The sequence below is a fragment of the Streptomyces sp. a15 genome, from assembly GCF_059026085.1.
In genome coordinates this window covers 70,401-90,354 of the sequence record NZ_JBWLKM010000030.1, presented here as the reverse complement: position 1 = coordinate 90,354, position 19,954 = coordinate 70,401, and the positions used below count along the sequence as shown (strand labels likewise).

Annotated in this window: 18 protein-coding genes; all 18 read left to right on the top strand. The window is 68.7% G+C overall.

Annotated features, from left to right (window positions below; all coding sequences use genetic code 11):
* Positions 1-283: 283 nt before the first annotated feature.
* The 18 genes from rho (at position 284) to atpD (ending at position 19,942) form a co-directional block, all read left to right on the top strand.
* Positions 284-2,365, top strand: a complete 2,082-nt coding sequence (gene rho / locus AC5P09_RS27655; RefSeq protein ID WP_493876463.1) for a transcription termination factor Rho — start codon at positions 284-286, stop codon at positions 2,363-2,365.
* Between the two features lie 139 nt (positions 2,366-2,504).
* Positions 2,505-4,304: a trypsin-like serine protease gene (locus tag AC5P09_RS27650; protein ID WP_493876475.1), complete on the top strand. Its 1,800-nt coding sequence runs from the start codon at positions 2,505-2,507 to the stop codon at positions 4,302-4,304.
* A 206-nt stretch (positions 4,305-4,510) separates the two neighbouring features.
* Positions 4,511-5,647: an LCP family protein gene (locus AC5P09_RS27645; protein ID WP_493876462.1), complete on the top strand. Its 1,137-nt coding sequence runs from the start codon at positions 4,511-4,513 to the stop codon at positions 5,645-5,647.
* 151 nt (positions 5,648-5,798) lie between these two features.
* Positions 5,799-6,020, top strand: coding sequence for a 50S ribosomal protein L31 (gene rpmE / locus AC5P09_RS27640; RefSeq protein ID WP_030042685.1), 222 nt, complete (start codon positions 5,799-5,801; stop codon positions 6,018-6,020).
* Positions 6,021-6,127: 107 nt separating this feature from the next.
* Positions 6,128-7,204, top strand: a complete 1,077-nt coding sequence (gene prfA, locus AC5P09_RS27635; RefSeq protein WP_493876461.1) for a peptide chain release factor 1 — start codon at positions 6,128-6,130, stop codon at positions 7,202-7,204.
* Positions 7,205-7,286: 82 nt separating this feature from the next.
* Positions 7,287-8,126, top strand: a complete 840-nt coding sequence (gene prmC, locus AC5P09_RS27630) for a peptide chain release factor N(5)-glutamine methyltransferase (RefSeq protein ID WP_266433793.1) — start codon at positions 7,287-7,289, stop codon at positions 8,124-8,126.
* 52 nt (positions 8,127-8,178) lie between these two features.
* On the top strand, positions 8,179-8,826 hold the full coding sequence (locus AC5P09_RS27625) for an L-threonylcarbamoyladenylate synthase (RefSeq protein WP_069765550.1): 648 nt from the start codon (positions 8,179-8,181) through the stop codon (positions 8,824-8,826).
* Positions 8,823-9,500, top strand: a complete 678-nt coding sequence (locus tag AC5P09_RS27620; protein WP_266433789.1) for an arsenate reductase/protein-tyrosine-phosphatase family protein — start codon at positions 8,823-8,825, stop codon at positions 9,498-9,500. The genes AC5P09_RS27625 and AC5P09_RS27620 overlap by 4 nt, the downstream gene beginning before the upstream one ends.
* A 165-nt stretch (positions 9,501-9,665) precedes the next feature.
* Entirely contained in the window at positions 9,666-10,910 is a 1,245-nt protein-coding gene (glyA, locus tag AC5P09_RS27615) for a serine hydroxymethyltransferase (protein WP_493876460.1), read from the top strand.
* 129 nt (positions 10,911-11,039) lie between these two features.
* The gene (locus AC5P09_RS27610) at positions 11,040-12,359 is read left to right on the top strand and encodes an MraY family glycosyltransferase (RefSeq protein ID WP_493876459.1); all 1,320 of its coding nucleotides are present in this window, start codon (positions 11,040-11,042) and stop codon (positions 12,357-12,359) included.
* A 299-nt stretch (positions 12,360-12,658) separates the two neighbouring features.
* Positions 12,659-13,093 (top strand): Cg1360 family ATP-synthase-associated protein, encoded by a 435-nt coding sequence (locus AC5P09_RS27605; RefSeq protein ID WP_266433786.1) that lies wholly within the window; start codon positions 12,659-12,661, stop codon positions 13,091-13,093.
* A gap of 225 nt (positions 13,094-13,318) precedes the next feature.
* On the top strand, positions 13,319-14,143 hold the full coding sequence (gene atpB / locus AC5P09_RS27600; protein ID WP_307677328.1) for a F0F1 ATP synthase subunit A: 825 nt from the start codon (positions 13,319-13,321) through the stop codon (positions 14,141-14,143).
* 78 nt (positions 14,144-14,221) lie between these two features.
* A complete protein-coding gene (atpE, locus tag AC5P09_RS27595; RefSeq protein ID WP_018521144.1) occupies positions 14,222-14,446 on the top strand; it encodes an ATP synthase F0 subunit C in 225 nt (74 codons plus the stop codon).
* Positions 14,447-14,488: 42 nt separating this feature from the next.
* Positions 14,489-15,040 (top strand): F0F1 ATP synthase subunit B, encoded by a 552-nt coding sequence (locus tag AC5P09_RS27590; protein WP_266433783.1) that lies wholly within the window; start codon positions 14,489-14,491, stop codon positions 15,038-15,040.
* Complete coding sequence (locus AC5P09_RS27585) at positions 15,037-15,852, top strand: F0F1 ATP synthase subunit delta (protein WP_406495508.1); 816 nt, start codon at positions 15,037-15,039, stop codon at positions 15,850-15,852. Before AC5P09_RS27590 ends, AC5P09_RS27585 begins: the two co-directional genes overlap by 4 nt.
* A gap of 123 nt (positions 15,853-15,975) precedes the next feature.
* Positions 15,976-17,568 carry a F0F1 ATP synthase subunit alpha gene (gene atpA, locus AC5P09_RS27580; RefSeq protein WP_493876458.1) on the top strand — a complete coding sequence of 531 codons (1,593 nt, stop codon included), beginning with the start codon at positions 15,976-15,978 and terminating at the stop codon, positions 17,566-17,568.
* Between the two features lie 20 nt (positions 17,569-17,588).
* On the top strand, positions 17,589-18,506 hold the full coding sequence (locus AC5P09_RS27575) for a F0F1 ATP synthase subunit gamma (protein WP_493876457.1): 918 nt from the start codon (positions 17,589-17,591) through the stop codon (positions 18,504-18,506).
* Complete coding sequence (atpD, locus tag AC5P09_RS27570) at positions 18,506-19,942, top strand: F0F1 ATP synthase subunit beta (RefSeq protein WP_493876456.1); 1,437 nt, start codon at positions 18,506-18,508, stop codon at positions 19,940-19,942. Before AC5P09_RS27575 ends, atpD begins: the two co-directional genes overlap by 1 nt.
* Positions 19,943-19,954 lie beyond the last annotated feature (12 nt).

Here is a 19,954-nt window from a genome sequence, read left to right as displayed (position 1 = left end):
CCGGGAGCCTCCCAAGCCGCACTGTGTTCCGTACGACGTACGCGGGCAGTACGCCGTACGCGGGCACTGAGCGACTTGCCGGGCACGCTCCGGAACCGGTGCGACCAAGCCACGTGACACGGACACTCAGTGCCACTGCTTTGGGAAGCGCCGTCACCACATTCCTCCGCCGTCCAGGCGGACCACCGCCCCGGCACGGTCCACACAGCAAGGACCGATGCCGGACAGCACAACCGGTCGCCGAGCCAGACAGGCCGACGTCCGCTCCAGGGAAGGACCCTTCGTGAGCGACACCACCGATCTGATGGGCGCACGTGTCGAGGAGACAGCTGCCGCGCCCGCCACGGACGCCTCCGCGCCTGCCAGCGGTGCCGGCTCCCGGCGGCGCCGCGGTACCGGCCTCGATGGCATGGTGCTGGCCGAGCTGCAGCAGGTCGCCTCGGGCCTCGGTATCAGGGGCACCGCGCGGATGCGCAAGAGCCAGCTGATCGAGGTCATCAAGGAGGCGCAGGCGGGGGGAGGTGCGGCTCCCAAGGCCGCGGTTCCCGCCGGGGACGCCGCCGAGACCAAGCCCAAGCGCCGGGCCACCTCCAAGGCCCGTACGGGCGACGAGGCCGCTCCCGCCGCCGCGAAGAAGGCGGCCGTGAAGGCCGAGGCCCCCGCCGAGGAGGCCGTGGCCCAGCAGCAGATCGAGATTCCCGGCCAGCCGGCCAGCGACGATGCTCCCGTGGAGCGCCGTCGCCGTCGTGCCACCGCCGAGGCCGGCAGCCCGGAGACGGTCACCGCCGAGGCGAAGAGCGAGCCGAAGGCCGAGACGCCCGCCCCGCAGGCGCAGGGCGAGGCCAAGAGCGACGCCGACGGTGGCGAGAACCGTCGCCGCGACCGCCGTGAGCGCGGCCGCGACCGTGGTGAGCGCGGTGACCGTGGCGACCGCGGTGACCGCCGCAAGGGCGAGGAGCAGCAGGGCGGCCAGGGCGGCGGCCAGCAGCAGCGCCAGGACCGTCCCGACCGCCAGGACCGTCCCGATCGTCAGGACCGTCAGGACCGTCAGCAGCAGGGTGGCGCTGGTCGTCAGGACCGTCAGGACCGCCAGCGTGACAACGGTCCGCAGGACGACGACGACTTCGAGGGCGGCCGCCGTGGCCGTCGCGGACGCTACCGCGACCGCCGTGGCCGTCGCGGACGTGACGAGATGGGCGGCCCCGAGCCGCAGCTCGCCGACGACGACGTCCTGATCCCGGTCGCGGGCATCCTCGACATCCTCGACAACTACGCCTTCATCCGTACGTCGGGCTACCTGCCGGGTCCCAACGACGTGTACGTCTCCCTCGCCCAGGTCCGCAAGAACGGCCTGCGCAAGGGTGACCACGTCACCGGTGCGGTGCGCCAGCCCAAGGAAGGCGAGCGCCGCGAGAAGTTCAACGCGCTGGTCCGCCTGGACTCCCAGAACGGCATGGCGCCCGAATCCGGGCGCGGGCGGCCGGAGTTCAACAAGCTGACGCCGCTGTACCCGCAGGAACGCCTCCGTCTGGAGACGGACCCGGGCATCCTCACCACCCGCATCATCGACCTCGTCGCGCCGATCGGTAAGGGCCAGCGCGGTCTGATCGTGGCCCCGCCGAAGACCGGCAAGACCATGATCATGCAGGCGATCGCCAACGCGATCACGCACAACAACCCCGAGTGCCACCTGATGGTCGTCCTGGTCGACGAGCGTCCGGAAGAGGTCACCGACATGCAGCGGTCGGTCAAGGGCGAGGTCATCTCCTCGACCTTCGACCGCCCGGCCGAGGACCACACCACGGTCGCCGAGCTCGCCATCGAGCGCGCCAAGCGTCTGGTGGAGCTGGGGCACGACGTGGTCGTGCTGCTCGACTCGATCACGCGTCTGGGCCGTGCGTACAACCTGGCGGCCCCGGCCTCCGGCCGCATCCTGTCCGGTGGTGTCGACTCGACCGCCCTGTACCCGCCGAAGCGCTTCTTCGGTGCGGCCCGCAACATCGAGGACGGCGGCTCGCTGACCATCCTCGCCACCGCCCTGGTGGACACCGGGTCCCGCATGGACGAGGTCATCTTCGAGGAGTTCAAGGGCACCGGCAACGCCGAGCTCAAGCTCGACCGGAAGCTCGCCGACAAGCGGGTCTTCCCGGCGGTGGACGTCGACGCGTCCGGCACCCGTAAGGAAGAGCTCCTGCTCGGCAGCGACGAGCTCGCCATCACCTGGAAGCTGCGCCGGGTGCTGCACGCGCTCGACCAGCAGCAGGCGATCGAGCTGCTTCTCGACAAGATGAGGCAGACGAAGTCGAACGCGGAGTTCCTGCTCCAGATCCAGAAGACGACGCCGACGCCCGGCAACGGCGACTGACGTCACCTTCCACAAAGGGCCACCCCTGAGAAAGGGGTGGCCCTTTGTGCTGTATGTGGCCGGGGTAAGATCGCGCTCTTCGGTCAACTTTTCGACCGCGAACTCATGATCCCGAGGGGGGACTTACGTGGGTACACCCATGTCCGCGGGCGGCGGCCGACACAGACGTCGGATACGGATCGCCCTGCCCGTGGGCGCGGCCGGTGTGGTCGCCGCCGTGGCCGCCGCGCTGCTGACCTCGTCCGCCGGTGCCGCCACCGCCGTCACGCCGAAACCGCCGGTCAGGACCGCGGTCGCGCAGCCCTCGCTCGCCGAGCTGCAGCAGCGGATCGCCGACGCCATGGCGGGTGACGACACCCCGGGCGGTACGACGGCCAAGACCTCGCTGAGCGCGAGCACCGGCACGTCCACCGTCGACCCGAAGGTCATCGGCGGTACGACGACCACCATCACCACGGCCCCGTGGATGGCGCAGCTCTGGTACACCGACGACCAGGGCACCGCCGACGAGAGCGACGACACCGGCTTCTTCTGCGGCGGCGCCGTCATCGCGCCCACGAAGATCCTCACCGCTGCGCACTGCGTGAAGGGCTACGACTGGCACGCCGGTGGCGCCGTCGTCACCGGCACCTCCCAGCTGCCCTCGGAGGGCGACCTGCACGGCGGCACCGTCAGCGGTGTCCTGCGGCAGTGGAACCACCCCTCGTACAGCGCGCGGACCATCGACAACGACATCGCGGTGCTCACCCTGGCAAGTCCCGTCAGGGCGACGCCGATCCGCATGACGACGTCCAACGACACCGCCTCGTACGCCACCGGCACCAGTGCCAAGCTCTACGGCTGGGGCCGTACCAGCTCCACCACCCAGGACATCTCCGAGACGCTGAAGACGGCGACGCTGCCGATCAGGTCCGACGCCACCTGCGCCGGCTACTACGGCACCGACTTCGTCAAGGGCCACATGGTCTGCGCGGGCAACCCCGCCAGCGGCAGCGACACCGGTACGACGTCCGCCTGCAACGGCGACTCCGGCGGCCCGCTGGTCGTGAACAACCGGATCGTGGGCGTCGTCTCCTGGGGCGTGGCCAACTGTGTGGCGAAGGGCGCCTACAGCGTCTTCGCCAAGGTCAGCACGTACGTCGGCGCCGCCTATCCGCGCGTCGACGACACCAACCTGAGCTTCGACCACAAGGCCGACCTGTGGGTGCGCAACGCCTCCACCAAGACCGGCTACGAGAAGGACTCCACGGGCAGCGCCTTCGGCGCCCGGCAGTCCTGGGGCAACTGGAGCGGCGTCAACGTCGTCCTGCAGACCGACCTCAACCGGGACGGCTACCAGGACTTCGTGTACCGCCAGAGCACGACCGGCGACGTCTACTGGTGGCGCTACGTCCCGGCCACCGAGAGCTGGGCCGACCCCAAGCAGATCTTCGACAACTGGAAGACCCGCACCCGCGTCCTGAGCCCCGGCGACGTCACCGGCGACTACCTGCCCGACATGCTCTCGGTCGACTCCGCCGGCGTCCTGTGGATCTACCCGGGCAAGGGCAACGGCACCTTCGCGGCCCGTGTGAAGTTCGGCTCCGGCTGGAACCAGTACAACGCCCTGCTCGGCCACGGGGACTTCACCGGGGACGGCAAGACCGACCTGATCGCCCGCGGCAAGAGCAACGGCTACGTCTACCTCTACAAGGGCACCGGCAAGTCCGGCAGCGGAGCCTTCTCCGCCCGGGTCAAGGTGCGCACCTGGAGCACCACGACGTACAACGCCTTCGACGCGGTCGGTGACGTCACCGGCGACGGCAAGGCCGACTTCCTGGCCCGTACGCCCGGCGGCACGCTCTACCTGTACAAGGGCACCGGCAAGGCGACGAGCGAGATCTTTGCCACAAGGGTCTCCGTGGGGACCGATTTCAAGCAGTACGACATCTTCGGCTGAAACCGCTGGTGAGTGGCGTTCGCCCCGGATAGTCCGTTACGCGCTGTGGCCACCGCTTCACAGGGTGGCCACAGTGCGTTGTGCAACCCTTTCCCGAGTTTCGCCGTCTGACCAGGCGGAGCGACAGCGGTGCGGTCGGGTCTTTCCACGACCACGCCTGACCCTGAAAACAGGGGGTAACCGACCGGACGGGATTCGAGGAGCAGATGTCAGCCGAGAGCACGCCGGAGTCCGGCATACCGGACGAGTCCGGTACCAGGGGCCGCCACCGAGCCAAGGGCAGCCGCCGCAAGCCCCGAGGCCAGCGCCGCAAGGGCGTTCTCGTCATGGCCTGGGTCGCGGCGGGCATCGTCGTCCTCGGCGGCACCGGCGCGGGCTACGTGTACTTCCAGCTCAACGGCAACATCAAGAGCGTCGACATCGACTCGGCCCTCGGCACCGACCGGCCGACCAAGGTCGACAACGGCTCCGAGAACATCCTCGTCCTCGGCTCGGACACCCGCTCCGGCTCCAACAAGAAGCTCGGCGGCGGCACCGACGACGGCAGCGCCCGCTCCGACACCGCGATGGTCGTGCACGTCTACGAGGGCCACAAGAAGGCCAGCGTCGTCTCCATACCGCGCGACACCATCATCGACCGCCCCGAGTGCACCGACACCAAGGGCGAGACGCACGACGCCGCGTCCGAGGTGATGTTCAACTCCGCGTACTCGACCGGGGGCGCCGCCTGTGCGGTGAAGACCGTCGAGTCCCTCACCGGCATCCGCATGGACCACTACCTCGAGGTCGACTTCAGCGGCTTCGAGAAGATCATCGACGAGCTCGGTGGCGTCAAGGTCACCACGACCAAGGACATCAAGGACGACGACAGCCACCTGGACCTGAAGGCCGGCACGCACACCCTCACCGGCGAGCAGGCCCTCGGCCTGGTCCGCACCCGGCACGGCGTCGGCGACGGCTCCGACCTCGGCCGCATCCAGCTCCAGCAGGCCTTCATCAAGGCGCTGATCAACCAGGTCAAGGCCATCGACCTGTTCGGCGGCGGCACCAAGCTGTACGACCTCGCCAACACCGCCACCAAGGCCGTCACGACCGACTCCGACCTGGGCTCGATCAACAAGCTCATGTCCTTCGCCACCGGCCTCAAGGGCATCAGCGCCGCCAACATGCACATGGTCACGATGCCGGTCCAGTACGACCCGGCGGACCCGAACCGGGTCATCGTCGAGGAGGCCAAGGCCAAGCAGGTGTGGACGGCCCTGGAGAACGACAGGGTGATCCCGAAGTCGGCCACCACGGGCACGGCCACGGGAGACGCCGACGGCGTCGTGACCTCGTCCTGAGCCTGCCTGACGAGCCCCGCGGGAATAGATCACCGTAACCCCCGGTTTTGGGGGATGGCCCCAGTCCTGGCAGACTGGTACGTCGGCTCCGGTTCACGCCTCCGCATCCCGCGGCTGCGACCCGGCGCCCTCCCGAAACTAGGAGACACCCTTGAAGCGCGACATCCACCCCGAGTACGTCGAGACGCAGGTCAGCTGCACCTGTGGCGCGTCGTTCACCACTCGCAGCACCATCGACTCCGGCACCATCCGTGCCGAGGTCTGCTCCGAGTGCCACCCGTTCTACACGGGCAAGCAGAAGATCCTCGACACCGGTGGCCGTGTGGCCCGCTTCGAGGCCCGCTTCGGCAAGGCTGCCGGCTCCAAGAAGTAGCGAGCCCCATATCGCCGGTCCACGGTCGCGCCCCTTCACCGGCGCACCGGGACCGGCGTTTTTGGTCGCCCGCCTACCCCCTTTCCCAGCAGCACAGGAGCCGAAAGATGTTCGAGGCCGTCGAGGAACTCCTCGGTGAGCACGCCGACCTGGAGAAGAAGCTGGCCGACCCCTCGGTCCACGCCGACCAGGCCAACGCGCGCAAGCTGAACAAGCGGTACGCCGAGCTCACCCCGATCGTCGCCACGTACCGCTCCTGGAAGCAGACCGGCGACGACATCGAGACCGGGCGCGAGTACGCCGCCGTCGATCCCGACTTCGCCGCCGAGGTCAAGGAGCTGGAGAAGCAGCGCGAGGAACTGACGGAGAAGCTGCGCCTTCTCCTCGTCCCGCGCGACCCCAGCGACGACAAGGACGTCATCCTCGAGATCAAGGCGGGCGCGGGCGGCGACGAGTCCGCCCTGTTCGCCGGCGACCTGCTGCGCATGTACCTGCGGTACGCCGAGCGGGTCGGCTGGAAGACCGAGATCATCGACGCCACCGAGTCCGAACTGGGCGGCTACAAGGACGTCCAGGTCGCCGTGAAGACCAAGGGCGGCCAGGGCGCGACCGAGCCCGGGCAGGGCGTGTGGGCGCGGATGAAGTACGAGGGCGGCGTGCACCGCGTGCAGCGGGTGCCGGCGACCGAGTCGCAGGGCCGTATCCACACCTCCGCGGCCGGTGTCCTCGTGACCCCCGAGGCGGAGGAGGTGGAGGTGGAGATCAACCCCAACGACCTCCGTATCGACGTCTACCGGTCCTCCGGCCCCGGCGGCCAGTCCGTCAACACCACCGACTCCGCCGTGCGCATCACGCACATTCCCACCGGAGTCGTCGCCTCCTGCCAGAACGAGAAGAGCCAGCTGCAGAACAAGGAGCAGGCGATGCGTATCCTGCGCTCCAGGCTGCTTGCCGCGGCGCAGGAGGAGGCGGAGCGGGAGGCCGCCGACGCCCGCCGCAGTCAGGTCCGCACCGTCGACCGCTCCGAGAAGATCCGTACGTACAACTTCCCGGAGAACCGCATCTCGGACCACCGCGTCGGCTTCAAGGCCTACAACCTGGACCAGGTCCTGGACGGCGAACTCGACGCGGTGATCCAGGCCTGCGTCGACGCGGACTCGGCAGCGAAGCTGGCGGCCGCGTAAGACACCACACGTACGACCGAGTACGACACGGAGGACCTGCGTGCAGCAATCATTTGGGGGGCGACCCCCAAACCCCCGAGGCGTGCTGCTCGCCGAGGTGGCCCAGGCCACCCAGCGGCTGGCCGACGCCGGCGTGCCCTCGCCGCGCAACGACGCGGAGGAGCTCGCCGCGTTCGTGCACGGCGTGAAGCGGGGCGAGCTGCACTCCGTGAAGGACTCCGACTTCGACGCCCGCTACTGGGAGGTCATCGCCCGGCGTGAACAGCGCGAGCCGCTGCAGCACATCACCGGGCGGGCCTTCTTCCGGTACCTGGAACTCCAGGTCGGGCCAGGGGTGTTCGTGCCCCGTCCCGAGACGGAGTCCGTGGTCGGCTGGGCCATAGACGCCGTACGCGCGATGGACGTCGTCGAGCCGCTGATCGTCGACCTGTGCACCGGGTCCGGCGCGATCGCGCTCGCCCTCGCCCAGGAGGTCCCGCGCTCCCGTGTGCACGCCGTGGAGCTGTCCGAGGACGCCCTCAAGTGGACCCGCAAGAACATGGCGGGGTCCAGGGTCGACCTGCGTCAGGGCAACGCCCTGGACGCCTTCCCCGACCTCGACGGCCAGGTCGACCTGGTCATCTCCAACCCGCCGTACATCCCGCTCACCGAATGGGAGTACGTCGCTCCCGAGGCACGGGACTACGACCCCGAACTCGCCCTGTTCTCGGGCGAGGACGGCCTCGACCTGATCCGCGGCATCGAACGCACCGCACACCGGCTTCTGCGCCCCGGCGGTGTCGTCGTCATCGAGCACGCCGACACCCAGGGCGGCCAGGTGCCGTGGATCTTCACCGAGGAGCGGGGCTGGGCCGACGCGGCCGACCACCCCGACCTCAACAACCGCCCGCGCTTCGCGACCGCCCGCAAGGCGACGCCGTGAGCACCCCGCAGACCCTTTTCCAGAAGTACGTGTACGAGGAGGCCCGCTAGATATGGCACGGCGATACGACACCAACGACGCGACCGACCGCACGACCGGTCTGCGCGAGGCCGCGTCCGCCGTCCGCCGTGGCGAGCTCGTGGTGCTGCCGACGGACACGGTGTACGGCATCGGCGCCGACGCGTTCTCCTCGGAAGCGGTGTCCGATCTCCTCGAGGCCAAGGGCCGCGGCCGCAACATGCCCACGCCTGTCCTCATCGGCTCCCCGAACACCCTGCACGGCCTGGTCACGGACTTCTCCGAGCTGGCCTGGGAGCTGGTCGACGCCTTCTGGCCGGGCGCGCTCACGCTCGTCGCCAAGCACCAGCCGTCCCTCCAGTGGGACCTGGGGGACACCCGTGGCACCGTCGCCGTGCGCATGCCGCTGCACCCGGTCGCCATCGAGCTGCTCACCGAGGTCGGCCCGATGGCCGTCTCCTCCGCGAACCTGACGGGCCACCCGGCGCCGGAGGACTGTGACGCGGCGCAGGAGATGCTCGGCGACTCGGTCTCCGTGTACCTGGACGGCGGCCCGACCCCCGGCAACGTGCCGTCCTCGATCGTCGACGTCACCCGCGAGGTACCGCTGCTGCTGCGCGCGGGGGCCATCTCCGCGGACGAGCTGCGCAAGGTCGTACCCGACCTCGAGGTGGCGAATTGACGGCCCCTGACGCGGGGCGTGGCATAGGCAACGGGGAAGGGACGGGGAGCCTGTTCGAACAGGGCCTCCCGCTCGACAGCTTCCGCATCCTCCACGTCAGCACCGGCAACGTGTGCCGCTCGCCGATCACCGAGCGGCTGACCCGTCATGCCCTGGCGGAGCGGCTCGGCGACCCCCTGTGGGGCGGGGTGATCGTGGAGAGCGCCGGCACCTGGGGCCATGAGGGCGCACCCATGGAGGCCAACGCGGAGACCGTGCTGGCCGACTTCGGCGCGGACGCCTCCGGCTTCACCGGCCGCGAACTGCTCGACGAACACGTCATCAGAGCCGACCTGGTCCTCACCGCGACCCGCGACCACCGCGCCCAGGTCATCTCCATGGGCCACTCGGCGGGCCTGCGCACCTTCACTCTGAAGGAGTTCACCCGCCTGGTGAAGGCGATCGACCCCGCGACCCTGCCGCCCCTGGAGGACGGCATGGTGGCCCGCGCCCGCGCCCTGGTCCGCGCGGCAGCGGCTCTACGCGGGTGGCTCCTGGCCCCGACGGCCGAGGCGGACGAGGTCTACGACCCGTACGGCGCGCCGCTGACGTTCTTCCGCTCGATCGGGGACGAGATAAACGAGGCGCTGGATCCGGTGGTGACGGCGTTGACCGGGGTGCCCGCGCGCACGTGACGCGGTGTTTCGCCCCCGCCGCCACTTCCCGTCCCGTCCCTGGGGCTGCGCCCCCCAGACCCCCCTTCGGCCCTGAACGGGCCTCGTCCTCAAACACCGGACGGGCTGAGACGGCGTCCCGGGCCTACATTGGACCTACGTCACCGTCGACTCCCGGAGTCCGCCATGTCGGTCACCCATGCCCCCGAGTCCGCCGTCGATGTCCTGCGGCGGCAGGACCCCGAGCTGGCCGAGATCCTGCTCGGGGAAGCCGACCGGCAGTCGACCACGCTCCAGCTGATCGCGGCCGAGAACTTCTCCTCGCCGGCCGTGCTGGCCGCCCTCGGCTCGCGCCTCGCGAACAAGTACGCGGAGGGCTATCCGGGGGCCCGGTACCACGGCGGCTGCGAGATCGTCGACCTCGCCGAGCGGATCGCCGTGGAGCGGGCGAAGGCGCTGTTCGGCGCCGAGCACGCCAACGTGCAGGCCCATTCGGGCTCGTCGGCCGTGCTCGCCGCGTATGCCGCCCTGCTGCGCCCCGGCGACACCGTGCTCGCCCTCGGCCTGCCCTACGGCGGTCACCTCACGCACGGCTCGCCCGCCAACTTCTCCGGCCGCTGGTTCGACTTCGTCGGGTACGGGGTGGATGCGGAGACCGGGCTGATCGACCACGACCAGGTGCGCACGCTGGCCCGTACCCACCGGCCCAAGGCGATCGTGTGCGGCTCCATCGCCTACCCCCGGCACATCGACTACGCCTACTTCCGGGAGGTCGCCGACGAGGTCGGCGCGTATCTCATCGCCGACGCCGCCCACCCCATCGGGCTGGTCGCCGGGGGAGCGGCGCCGAACCCGGTGCCGTACGCCGACGTCGTGTGCGCCACCACCCACAAGGTGCTGCGCGGCCCGCGCGGCGGCATGATCCTGTGCGGCGCCGAGCTCGCGGAGCGGGTCGACCGGGCGGTGTTCCCCTTCACCCAGGGCGGTGCCCAGATGCACACCATCGCCGCCAAGGCCGTCGCGTTCGGCGAGGCGGCAACACCGGCCTTCACGGCGTACGCCCATCAGGTGGTCGCCAACGCCCGGGTGCTGGCGGCCACGCTCGCCGCCGAGGGACTCGTCGTCACCACCGGCGGGACCGACACCCACCTGGTGACGGCCGATCCGGCGCCGCTCGGCGTCGACGGACGCACCGCGCGCGGCCGGCTCGCGGCGGCCGGAATGGTGCTCGACTGCTGTGCGCTGCCGCACGCGGACGCCCGTGGCCTGCGGTTCGGCACCGCGGCTGTGACCACGCAGGGCATGGGGGAGGCGGAGATGGTGCGGATCGCCGTAGTGTTCGCAGGAGTGCTCAGGGGTGAGGTGGAGAGCCAGAAGGCGCGTGAAGAAGTGCGGGAGCTGGCCGGGGGATTTCCGCCGTATCCCGGCTGAACCGGGGTAGGCGCTGATCCGTACACAGCCACACGTGCAACCATCGTCGCTACCCGGAAGTCCCCAACCGTATGCGTGCGTCGCTAGTGTGTGGGGCTGAGATGGCCAGCGAGACCTGTGGGGAAGCCTGTGCGTGAATACCTGCTGACGCTCTGCGTGACGGCCGCGGTGACGTATCTGCTGACAGGGCCGGTACGGAAGTTCGCGATCGTCGCCGGAGCGATGCCGGAGATCAGGGCCCGTGACGTGCACCGGGAACCGACTCCGCGGCTCGGCGGGATCGCCATGTTCTTCGGCCTGTGCGCGGGGCTGCTGGTCGCCGACCACCTCGAAAACCTCAACGAGGTCTTCTCCAAGTCCAACGAGCCTCGGGCGCTGCTGTCCGGAGCCGCCCTGATCTGGCTGATCGGCGTCCTGGACGACAAGTTCGAGATCGATGCCCTGATCAAGCTGGGCGGCCAGATGATCGCCGCGGGCGTGATGGTCATGCAGGGTCTGACGATCCTGTGGCTGCCCATCCCCAGCGTCGGCTCGGTCGCGCTGACCCAGTGGCAGGGCACCCTGCTGACGGTGGCGCTCGTCGTCATCACCATCAACGCGGTCAACTTCGTCGACGGCCTCGACGGTCTCGCGGCCGGCATGGTGTGCATCGCCGCGGCCGCGTTCTTCCTCTACGCCTACCGGGTCTGGGTCTCGTACGGCATCGAGGCCGCCGCCCCCGCCACGCTGTTCGCGGCGATCCTGATGGGCATGTGCCTGGGCTTCCTGCCGCACAACATGCATCCCGCGCGGATCTTCATGGGCGACTCCGGGTCGATGCTCATCGGCCTGGTGCTGGCGGCCGGCGCCATCTCCATCACCGGGCAGGTCGACCCGGACGCGCTGAAACTGTTCGCCGGCTCCGAGAAGGCGGCCGTGCACCAGACGGTGCCCGTCTACATCCCGCTGCTGCTGCCGCTGACGATCATCGCGATCCCGGCCGCCGACCTGATCCTCGCGATCGTGCGCCGCACCTGGCGCGGCCAGTCGCCGTTCGCGGCGGACCGGGGGCACCTGCACCACCGCCTGCTGGAGGTCGGCCACTCGCACAGCCGGGCGGTGTTGATCATGTACTTCTGGTCGGCGCTGATCGCCTTCGGCGCGCTCGCCTACTCGGTGAACTCGGCGTCCATGTGGATCGTGCTCGGCGTCGTCTTCCTCAGCGCCATCGGCCTCGCGCTGCTCCTGCTGCCCCGCTTCACCCCGCGCGCCCCGCGCTGGGCCGAGCACTTCGTGCCGCCGCGTTACCGGCGGCGCCGGGCGGTCGTCGAGGAGCCCGTGCCGACGCCCGCGGTGGAGGAGGAGAGCCGCGCTCCCGTGGCCGCGGGGGTGGCCGGCGTCAATGGGGCGACCGCCCTCGGCGCGCGTTCGCGTCCCCTGGAGAGGCGGAAGGCCGAGACGTCCCGCTGACGGGACAAGGTAAGAATCTGACTAGAGCATTGCCAACTCGTGGGGAAGCAAAGTTCCCCAATACCAGACAAGTCGCCCTGAGTCTCGCACAGACGGGCACTGTCACTCTCATGTGTGACACCGAGCACGCCACTTGGTAAAGACCGCATCAAATAGTTTGTGATACGGTTCACGAGAACCCCGGATAGAGCCGAAGGACCGCAGTGCGACGGTCCCTTGGCGTGAGGTATCCCCTCAGCCCGGGACTACGCTCGTCCATGACGACACCCCTGCCCCCCTGTGAAAGCGGAGTTGCCGCCATGCCGTCCAACGACGTCCGGATCCTGCTCCAGGCCGCTGTGCCCACAGCAGCCGTCGGCGCTGTAGCCGCCGTCGTCAGTGGTGTGGTCGCCGGTGGCAAGGGAGCGATCGGGGCGGGCGTCGCGACACTGATCGTGATCCTGTTCATGGGAATCGGTCTCTACGTTCTGCAGCGCACTGCCAAATCGCTTCCGCACCTGTTCCAGGCGATGGGCCTGATGCTGTACGCGGCACAGATCCTGCTGCTCTTCATCTTCCTCGCGGCCTTCAAGAACACGACTCTGTTCAACGCCCGGGCCTTCGCGATCACGCTCGTCGTCGGCACCCTCGTGTGGATCGCCGCCCAGACGCGCGCGCACATGAAGTCCAAGATCCTCTACGTCGAGCCCGAGTCTTCGGGCGACAAGCCCGAAAAGACGGGGCACTCGTCGTGAGGGGTAGGGCCGGGATAAGGGCGCTACAGAGATGCTGCTATCGTCCGGTGCCAACTGCGGCATCGCGGGCGCGGGCATCTGAGCTGACGCCTGCTCAATCGCGAGGCGAGATGCCCCCCAGCCGCCCCCATATCCGAAACACCAGTCCCGTGCCGAACCGCGGCTGCGCGCCGCGCCGACACAACGAGGTTGCCGTACCTATGCGCCACGCTGAAGGAGCCCGCGGTGAGTGCTGACCCGACGCAGACGCTCGCCTTCGAGACCGACTGCCACCTGTTCGACGGTTGTGGCTTCCCGGCTCCGGGCCTGCACTCGTTCCTGTTCGAGCCGCTCTTGGGCGACGCCGACGGCAACGGCCTCTACTTCAACAAGCCGATGCTGCTGGCGCTTTTGGGCTCCGTCATCATCGTGGGCTTCTTCTGGGCCGCCTTCGCCAGGCCGAAGCTGGTCCCCGGCAAGCTCCAGATGGTCGCCGAGGCCGGCTACGACTTCGTACGCCGCGGCATCGTCTACGAGACGATCGGCAAGAAGGAGGGCGAGAAGTACGTCCCGCTCGCCGTCTCGCTCTTCTTCTTCATCTGGATGATGAACCTCTGGTCGATCATCCCGGTCGCCGCCTTCCCGGTGACGTCGATCATCGCCTACCCGGCGATCCTGGCCCTGATCGTCTACATCACCTGGGTCTCCCTGACCTTCAAGCGGCACGGCTTCGTGGGCGCCTTCAAGAACTTCACCGGCTACGACAAGTCGCTGGGCCCGGTGCTCCCGCTCGCCATGACCATCGAGTTCTTCTCGAACCTGCTGGTCCGCCCGTTCACGCACGCGGTGCGACTGTTCGCGAACATGTTCGCCGGCCACACCCTGCTGCTGCTGTTCACCATCGCCAGCTGGTACATGCTGAACGGCATCGGCATCGCCTACTCCGCCGTCTCGTTCGTGATGGTCATCGTGATGACGGCCTTCGAGCTCTTCATCCAGGCAGTTCAGGCGTACGTCTTCGTCCTCCTGACCTGCACCTTCATCCAGGGCGCGCTCGCCGAGCACCACTGAGCACCGCCGCTTTTCGAACACCCCAGAGTCGTCCGGTGGCCAACCCCCACCGGTCCGTAAAGAGAAGGAAGAACTGGCATGTCCCAGACCCTCGCTGCTGTCACCGGTGACCTTGGCTCCGTCGGTTACGGTCTTGCGGCCATCGGCCCCGGCGTCGGCGTCGGCATCATCTTCGGTAATGGCACGCAGGCTCTTGCCCGCCAGCCCGAGGCGGCCGGCCTGATCCGCGCCAACCAGATCCTGGGCTTCGCCTTCTGTGAGGCGCTCGCCCTGATCGGTCTCGTCATGCCGTTCGTCTACTAAGACGAACCCTGACGACCGACCCTTTCGACGAAAGGCACTGATGTGACATCCGCCCTGGTTTTCCTGGCGGCTGAGGGTGAGAAGGAGAACCCCCTCATCCCGCCGTGGCCGGAAGTTGTCATCGGCCTCATCGCTTTCGTCATCGTCTTCGGCTTCCTCGCCAAGAAGCTCCTCCCGACCATCAACAAGGTTCTGGAAGAGCGTCGCGAGGCCATCGAGGGCGGTATCGAGAAGGCCGAGGCCGCACAGACCGAGGCCCAGAGCGTCCTTGAGCAGTACAAGGCCCAGCTCGCCGAGGCACGCCACGAGGCAGCGCGGCTGCGCCAGGAGGCGCAGGAGCAGGGTGCCGCGCTCATCGCCGAGATGCGTGCGGAAGGCCAGCGGCAGCGCGAGGAGATCGTCGCCGCCGGTCACTCCCAGCTCGAGGCCGACCGCAAGGCCGCCGCGTCCGCGCTGCGCCAGGACGTCGGCACGCTCGCGACCGAACTGGCCGGCAAGCTCGTCGGCGAGTCCCTCGAGGACCACGCCCGGCAGAGCCGTGTGATCGACCGCTTCCTCGGTGAGCTTGAGGAGAAGGCCGAGGCCAGCCGATGAACGGAGCGAGCCGCGGGGCCCTGGCAGCCGCACGCGAGCGTCTCGACGCGCTGACGGACTCCACGTCCGTGGACGCCGGCTCGCTCGCCGACGAGCTGGCCGCCGTCACCGCGCTGCTGCACCGCGAGGTGTCGCTGCGCCGGGTCCTGACCGACCCGTCGCAGTCCGGCGAGGCCAAGGCCGAACTGGCCCAGCGCCTGCTCGGTTCCCAGGTCGGCGGCCAGGCCGTCGACCTGGTGTCCGGTCTGGTGCGTTCCCGCTGGTCACAGTCGCGCGACCTGGTCGACGCGCTGGAGCAGCTGGCCGCCCTCGCCGACCTCACGGCCGCGCAGAAGGCGGGCACGCTCGACAGCGTCGAGGACGAGCTGTTCCGGTTCGGCCGGATCGTCTCTTCGAGCACCGCGCTGCGCGCCGCGCTGACCGACCGCAAGGCTCCGGCCTCGGCCAAGGGCGAGCTGCTCCGCAGCCTGCTCGGCAGCCGGACCGCCGCGACCACCGAGCGTCTGGTGACGCGCCTTGTGACCGCGCCCCGGGGACGTAGCCTGGAAGCGGGACTGGAGTCCCTGTCCAAGCTCGCCGCCGAGCGCCGGAACCGCATGGTGGCCGTCGTCACCTCGGCGGTACCGCTGAGCGACCCGCAGAAGCAGCGCCTGGGTGCCGCCCTCGCGAAGCTCTACGGCCGCACGATGCACCTCAACCTCGACGTGGACCCCGAGGTCCTCGGCGGGATCCGGGTGCAGGTCGGTGACGAGGTCATCAACGGCTCCATCGCGGACCGCATCGAGGACGCCGGCCGCCGCATGGCGAGCTAGCAGCAACTTCATAGCAGTACGTACTTATTACGGCCCGTGTTGGGCCGTGCAGAAGAATCCTGGGGGTCGCCCCCAGACCCCAAAGTGAAACTTCGGGCCCAACAAGGAGAGCAGGGAACCCAGATGGCGGAGCTCACGATCCGGCCGGAGGAGATCCGGGACGCGCTGGAGAACTTCGTCCAGTCGTACAAGCCGGACGCGGCCTCGCGCGAGGAGGTCGGTACGGTCACCCTTGCCGGCGACGGCATCGCGAAGGTCGAGGGCCTGCCCTCGGCCATGGCCAACGAACTGCTGAAGTTCGAGGACGGCACCCTCGGCCTCGCGCTCAACCTGGAAGAGCGCGAGATCGGTTGCGTCATCCTCGGCGAGTTCAGCGGCGTCGAGGAGGGGCAGCCGGTCACCCGTACCGGCGAGGTCCTCTCGGTCGCCGTGGGCGAGGGCTACCTCGGCCGCGTTGTCGACCCGCTCGGCAACCCGATCGACGGCCTCGGTGAGATCGAGACCAGCGGCCGACGCGCCCTGGAGCTGCAGGCCCCGGGCGTCATGGCCCGTAAGTCGGTCCACGAGCCGATGGAGACCGGCTACAAGGCCGTCGACGCGATGACCCCGATCGGCCGTGGTCAGCGTCAGCTGATCATCGGTGACCGTCAGACCGGCAAGACCGCCCTGGCCGTCGACACGATCATCAACCAGCGCGACAACTGGCGCTCGGGCGACCCGAAGAAGCAGGTCCGCTGCGTCTACGTCGCCATCGGCCAGAAGGGCTCGACCATCGCCTCCGTGCGGGGCGCCCTGGACGAGGCCGGCGCGCTGGAGTACACGACCATCGTCGCCGCCCCGGCGTCCGACCCGGCCGGCTTCAAGTACCTGGCCCCGTACACCGGCTCGGCCATCGGCCAGCAGTGGATGTACGAGGGCAAGCACGTCCTGATCATCTTCGACGACCTCTCGAAGCAGGCCGACGCCTACCGCGCCGTGTCCCTGCTGCTGCGCCGCCCGCCGGGCCGTGAGGCCTACCCGGGTGACGTCTTCTACCTGCACTCCCGTCTGCTGGAGCGCTGCGCCAAGCTCTCCGACGAGATGGGTGCCGGTTCGATGACCGGTCTGCCGATCGTCGAGACGAAGGCCAACGACGTCTCGGCGTTCATCCCGACCAACGTCATCTCCATCACCGACGGCCAGTGCTTCCTGGAGTCGGACCTCTTCAACGCCGGTCAGCGCCCCGCGCTGAACGTCGGTATCTCCGTCTCCCGAGTCGGTGGTTCCGCGCAGCACAAGGCGATGAAGCAGGTTTCCGGTCGTCTGCGCGTCGACCTCGCCCAGTTCCGTGAGCTGGAGGCGTTCGCCGCCTTCGGTTCCGATCTGGACGCCGCGTCGAAGGCGCAGCTGGAGCGCGGTCAGCGCATGGTCGAGCTGCTGAAGCAGCCCCAGTACCAGCCGATGTCGACCGAGGACCAGGTCGTCTCCGTCTGGGCCGGTACCACCGGCAAGATGGACGACGTTCCGGTCGCCGACATCCGCCGCTTCGAGAAGGAGCTCCTGGAGTACCTGCACCGCAAGGAGCAGGGCCTCATGACCTCCATCAAGGAGGGTGGCAAGCTCTCGGACGACACCCTGCAGGCCATCGCCGACGCCATCACCGACTTCAAGAAGCAGTTCGAGACGTCGGACGGCAAGCTGCTCGGCGAGGACACCCCTGCCGCTGCGGGCAAGTGACGACGGAAGGGACCTGACTCATGGGAGCCCAGCTCCGGGTCTACAAGCGTCGCATCAAATCCGTCACCGCGACCAAGAAGATCACCAAGGCGATGGAGATGATCGCCGCCTCGCGCGTCGTCAAGGCGCAGCGCAAGGTGGCGGCCTCCACGCCGTACGCGACCGAGCTCACCCGCGCGGTCACGGCGGTCGGAACCGGGTCGAACACCAGGCATCCGCTGACCACGGAGGCGGAGACGGCGACCCGTTCCGCGGTGCTGCTCCTCACGAGCGACCGTGGACTGGCGGGCGCCTTCAACTCCAACGCCATCAAGGCGGCGGAGCAGCTGACCGCCCGTCTCGAGGCCGAGGGCAAGGAGGTCGACATGTACATCGTCGGCCGCCGCGGTCTGGCCCACTACAACTTCCGTGAGCGCAAGGTCGCGGAGTCGTGGTCGGGCTTCACCGACCAGCCCTCGTACGCGGACGCGAAGAAGGTCGCGGTTCCGCTCATCGAGGCCATCGAGAAGGAGACGGTGGACGGCGGCGTGGACGAACTCCACATCGTCTACACCGAGTTCGTCTCGATGATGACGCAGACGGCGCTCGACAGCCGCCTGCTGCCGCTGCGTCTAGAAGAGGTCAAGGAGGAGTCGCACGCCAAGGGCGAGATCCTTCCGCTGTACGACTTCGAGCCGTCGGCGGAGGACGTCCTCGACGCCCTCCTGCCGCGGTACGTCGAGAGCCGTATCTACAACGCGCTGCTCCAGTCGGCCGCCTCCAAGCACGCCGCCACCCGCCGCGCGATGAAGTCGGCCACCGACAACGCGGGAGACCTGATCACCAGCCTCTCCCGACTTGCCAACGCGGCCCGCCAGGCCGAAATCACCCAGGAAATCAGCGAGATCGTCGGTGGCTCCGCAGCCCTGGCCGACGCGACCGCGGGGAGTGACAGGTAATGACGACGACAGTTGAGACGGCCGTTGCCACGGGCCGCGTCGCCCGGGTCATCGGCCCGGTCGTCGACGTGGAATTCCCCGTCGACGCCATGCCGGAGATCTACAACGCCCTTCACGTCGAGGTGGCCGACCCGGCCAACGCCGGCGAGAAGAAGCTGCTGACCCTGGAGGTCGCCCAGCACCTGGGTGACGGCCTGGTCCGCACCATCTCGATGCAGCCCACCGACGGCCTGGTCCGCCAGGCCACGGTGACCGACACCGGCTCGGGCATCAGTGTCCCGGTCGGCGACTTCACCAAGGGCAAGGTGTTCAACACCCTCGGTGAGGTGCTGAACAGCGACGAGCAGTACGAGGGCGACCGCTGGTCCATCCACCGCAAGGCGCCCGCGTTCGACCAGCTCGAGTCCAAGACCGAGATGTTCGAGACCGGCCTGAAGGTCGTCGACCTTCTCACCCCGTACGTCAAGGGTGGAAAGATCGGTCTGTTCGGTGGTGCCGGTGTCGGCAAGACCGTGCTGATCCAGGAAATGATCATGCGTGTCGCCAACCTCCACGAGGGCGTCTCCGTCTTCGCGGGCGTCGGCGAGCGCACCCGTGAGGGCAACGACCTCATCGCGGAGATGGAAGAGTCCGGCGTTCTGGACAAGACCGCCCTTGTCTTCGGTCAGATGGACGAGCCCCCGGGCACCCGTCTGCGCGTGGCCCTGGCCGGCCTGACCATGGCGGAGTACTTCCGCGATGTGCAGAAGCAGGACGTGCTGTTCTTCATCGACAACATCTTCCGCTTCACCCAGGCCGGTTCCGAGGTGTCCACCCTGCTCGGCCGTATGCCGTCCGCGGTGGGTTACCAGCCGAACCTGGCCGACGAGATGGGCCAGCTCCAGGAGCGGATCACCTCGACGCGTGGTCACTCGATCACCTCGATGCAGGCGATCTACGTCCCCGCGGACGACCTGACCGACCCGGCCCCGGCCACCACCTTCGCCCACCTCGACGCGACGACGGTTCTGTCCCGTCCGATCTCCGAGAAGGGCATCTACCCGGCCGTGGACCCGCTGGACTCCACGTCCCGGATCCTGGACCCGCGCTACATCGCGCAGGAGCACTACGACTGCGCCATGCGCGTCAAGACGATCCTGCAGAAGTACAAGGACCTCCAGGACATCATCGCGATCCTCGGTATCGACGAGCTGGGCGAGGAGGACAAGCTCGTTGTCCACCGTGCCCGTCGCGTGGAGCGCTTCCTGTCCCAGAACACCCACGCCGCCAAGCAGTTCACGGGCGTCGACGGGTCGGACGTTCCGCTGGAGGAGTCGATCAGGGCCTTCAACGCGATCTGCGACGGCGAGTACGACCACTTCCCGGAGCAGGCGTTCTTCATGTGCGGTGGTCTTGAGGACCTCAAGAAGAACGCCAAGGAGCTCGGCGTCTCCTGAACTCGGACCATT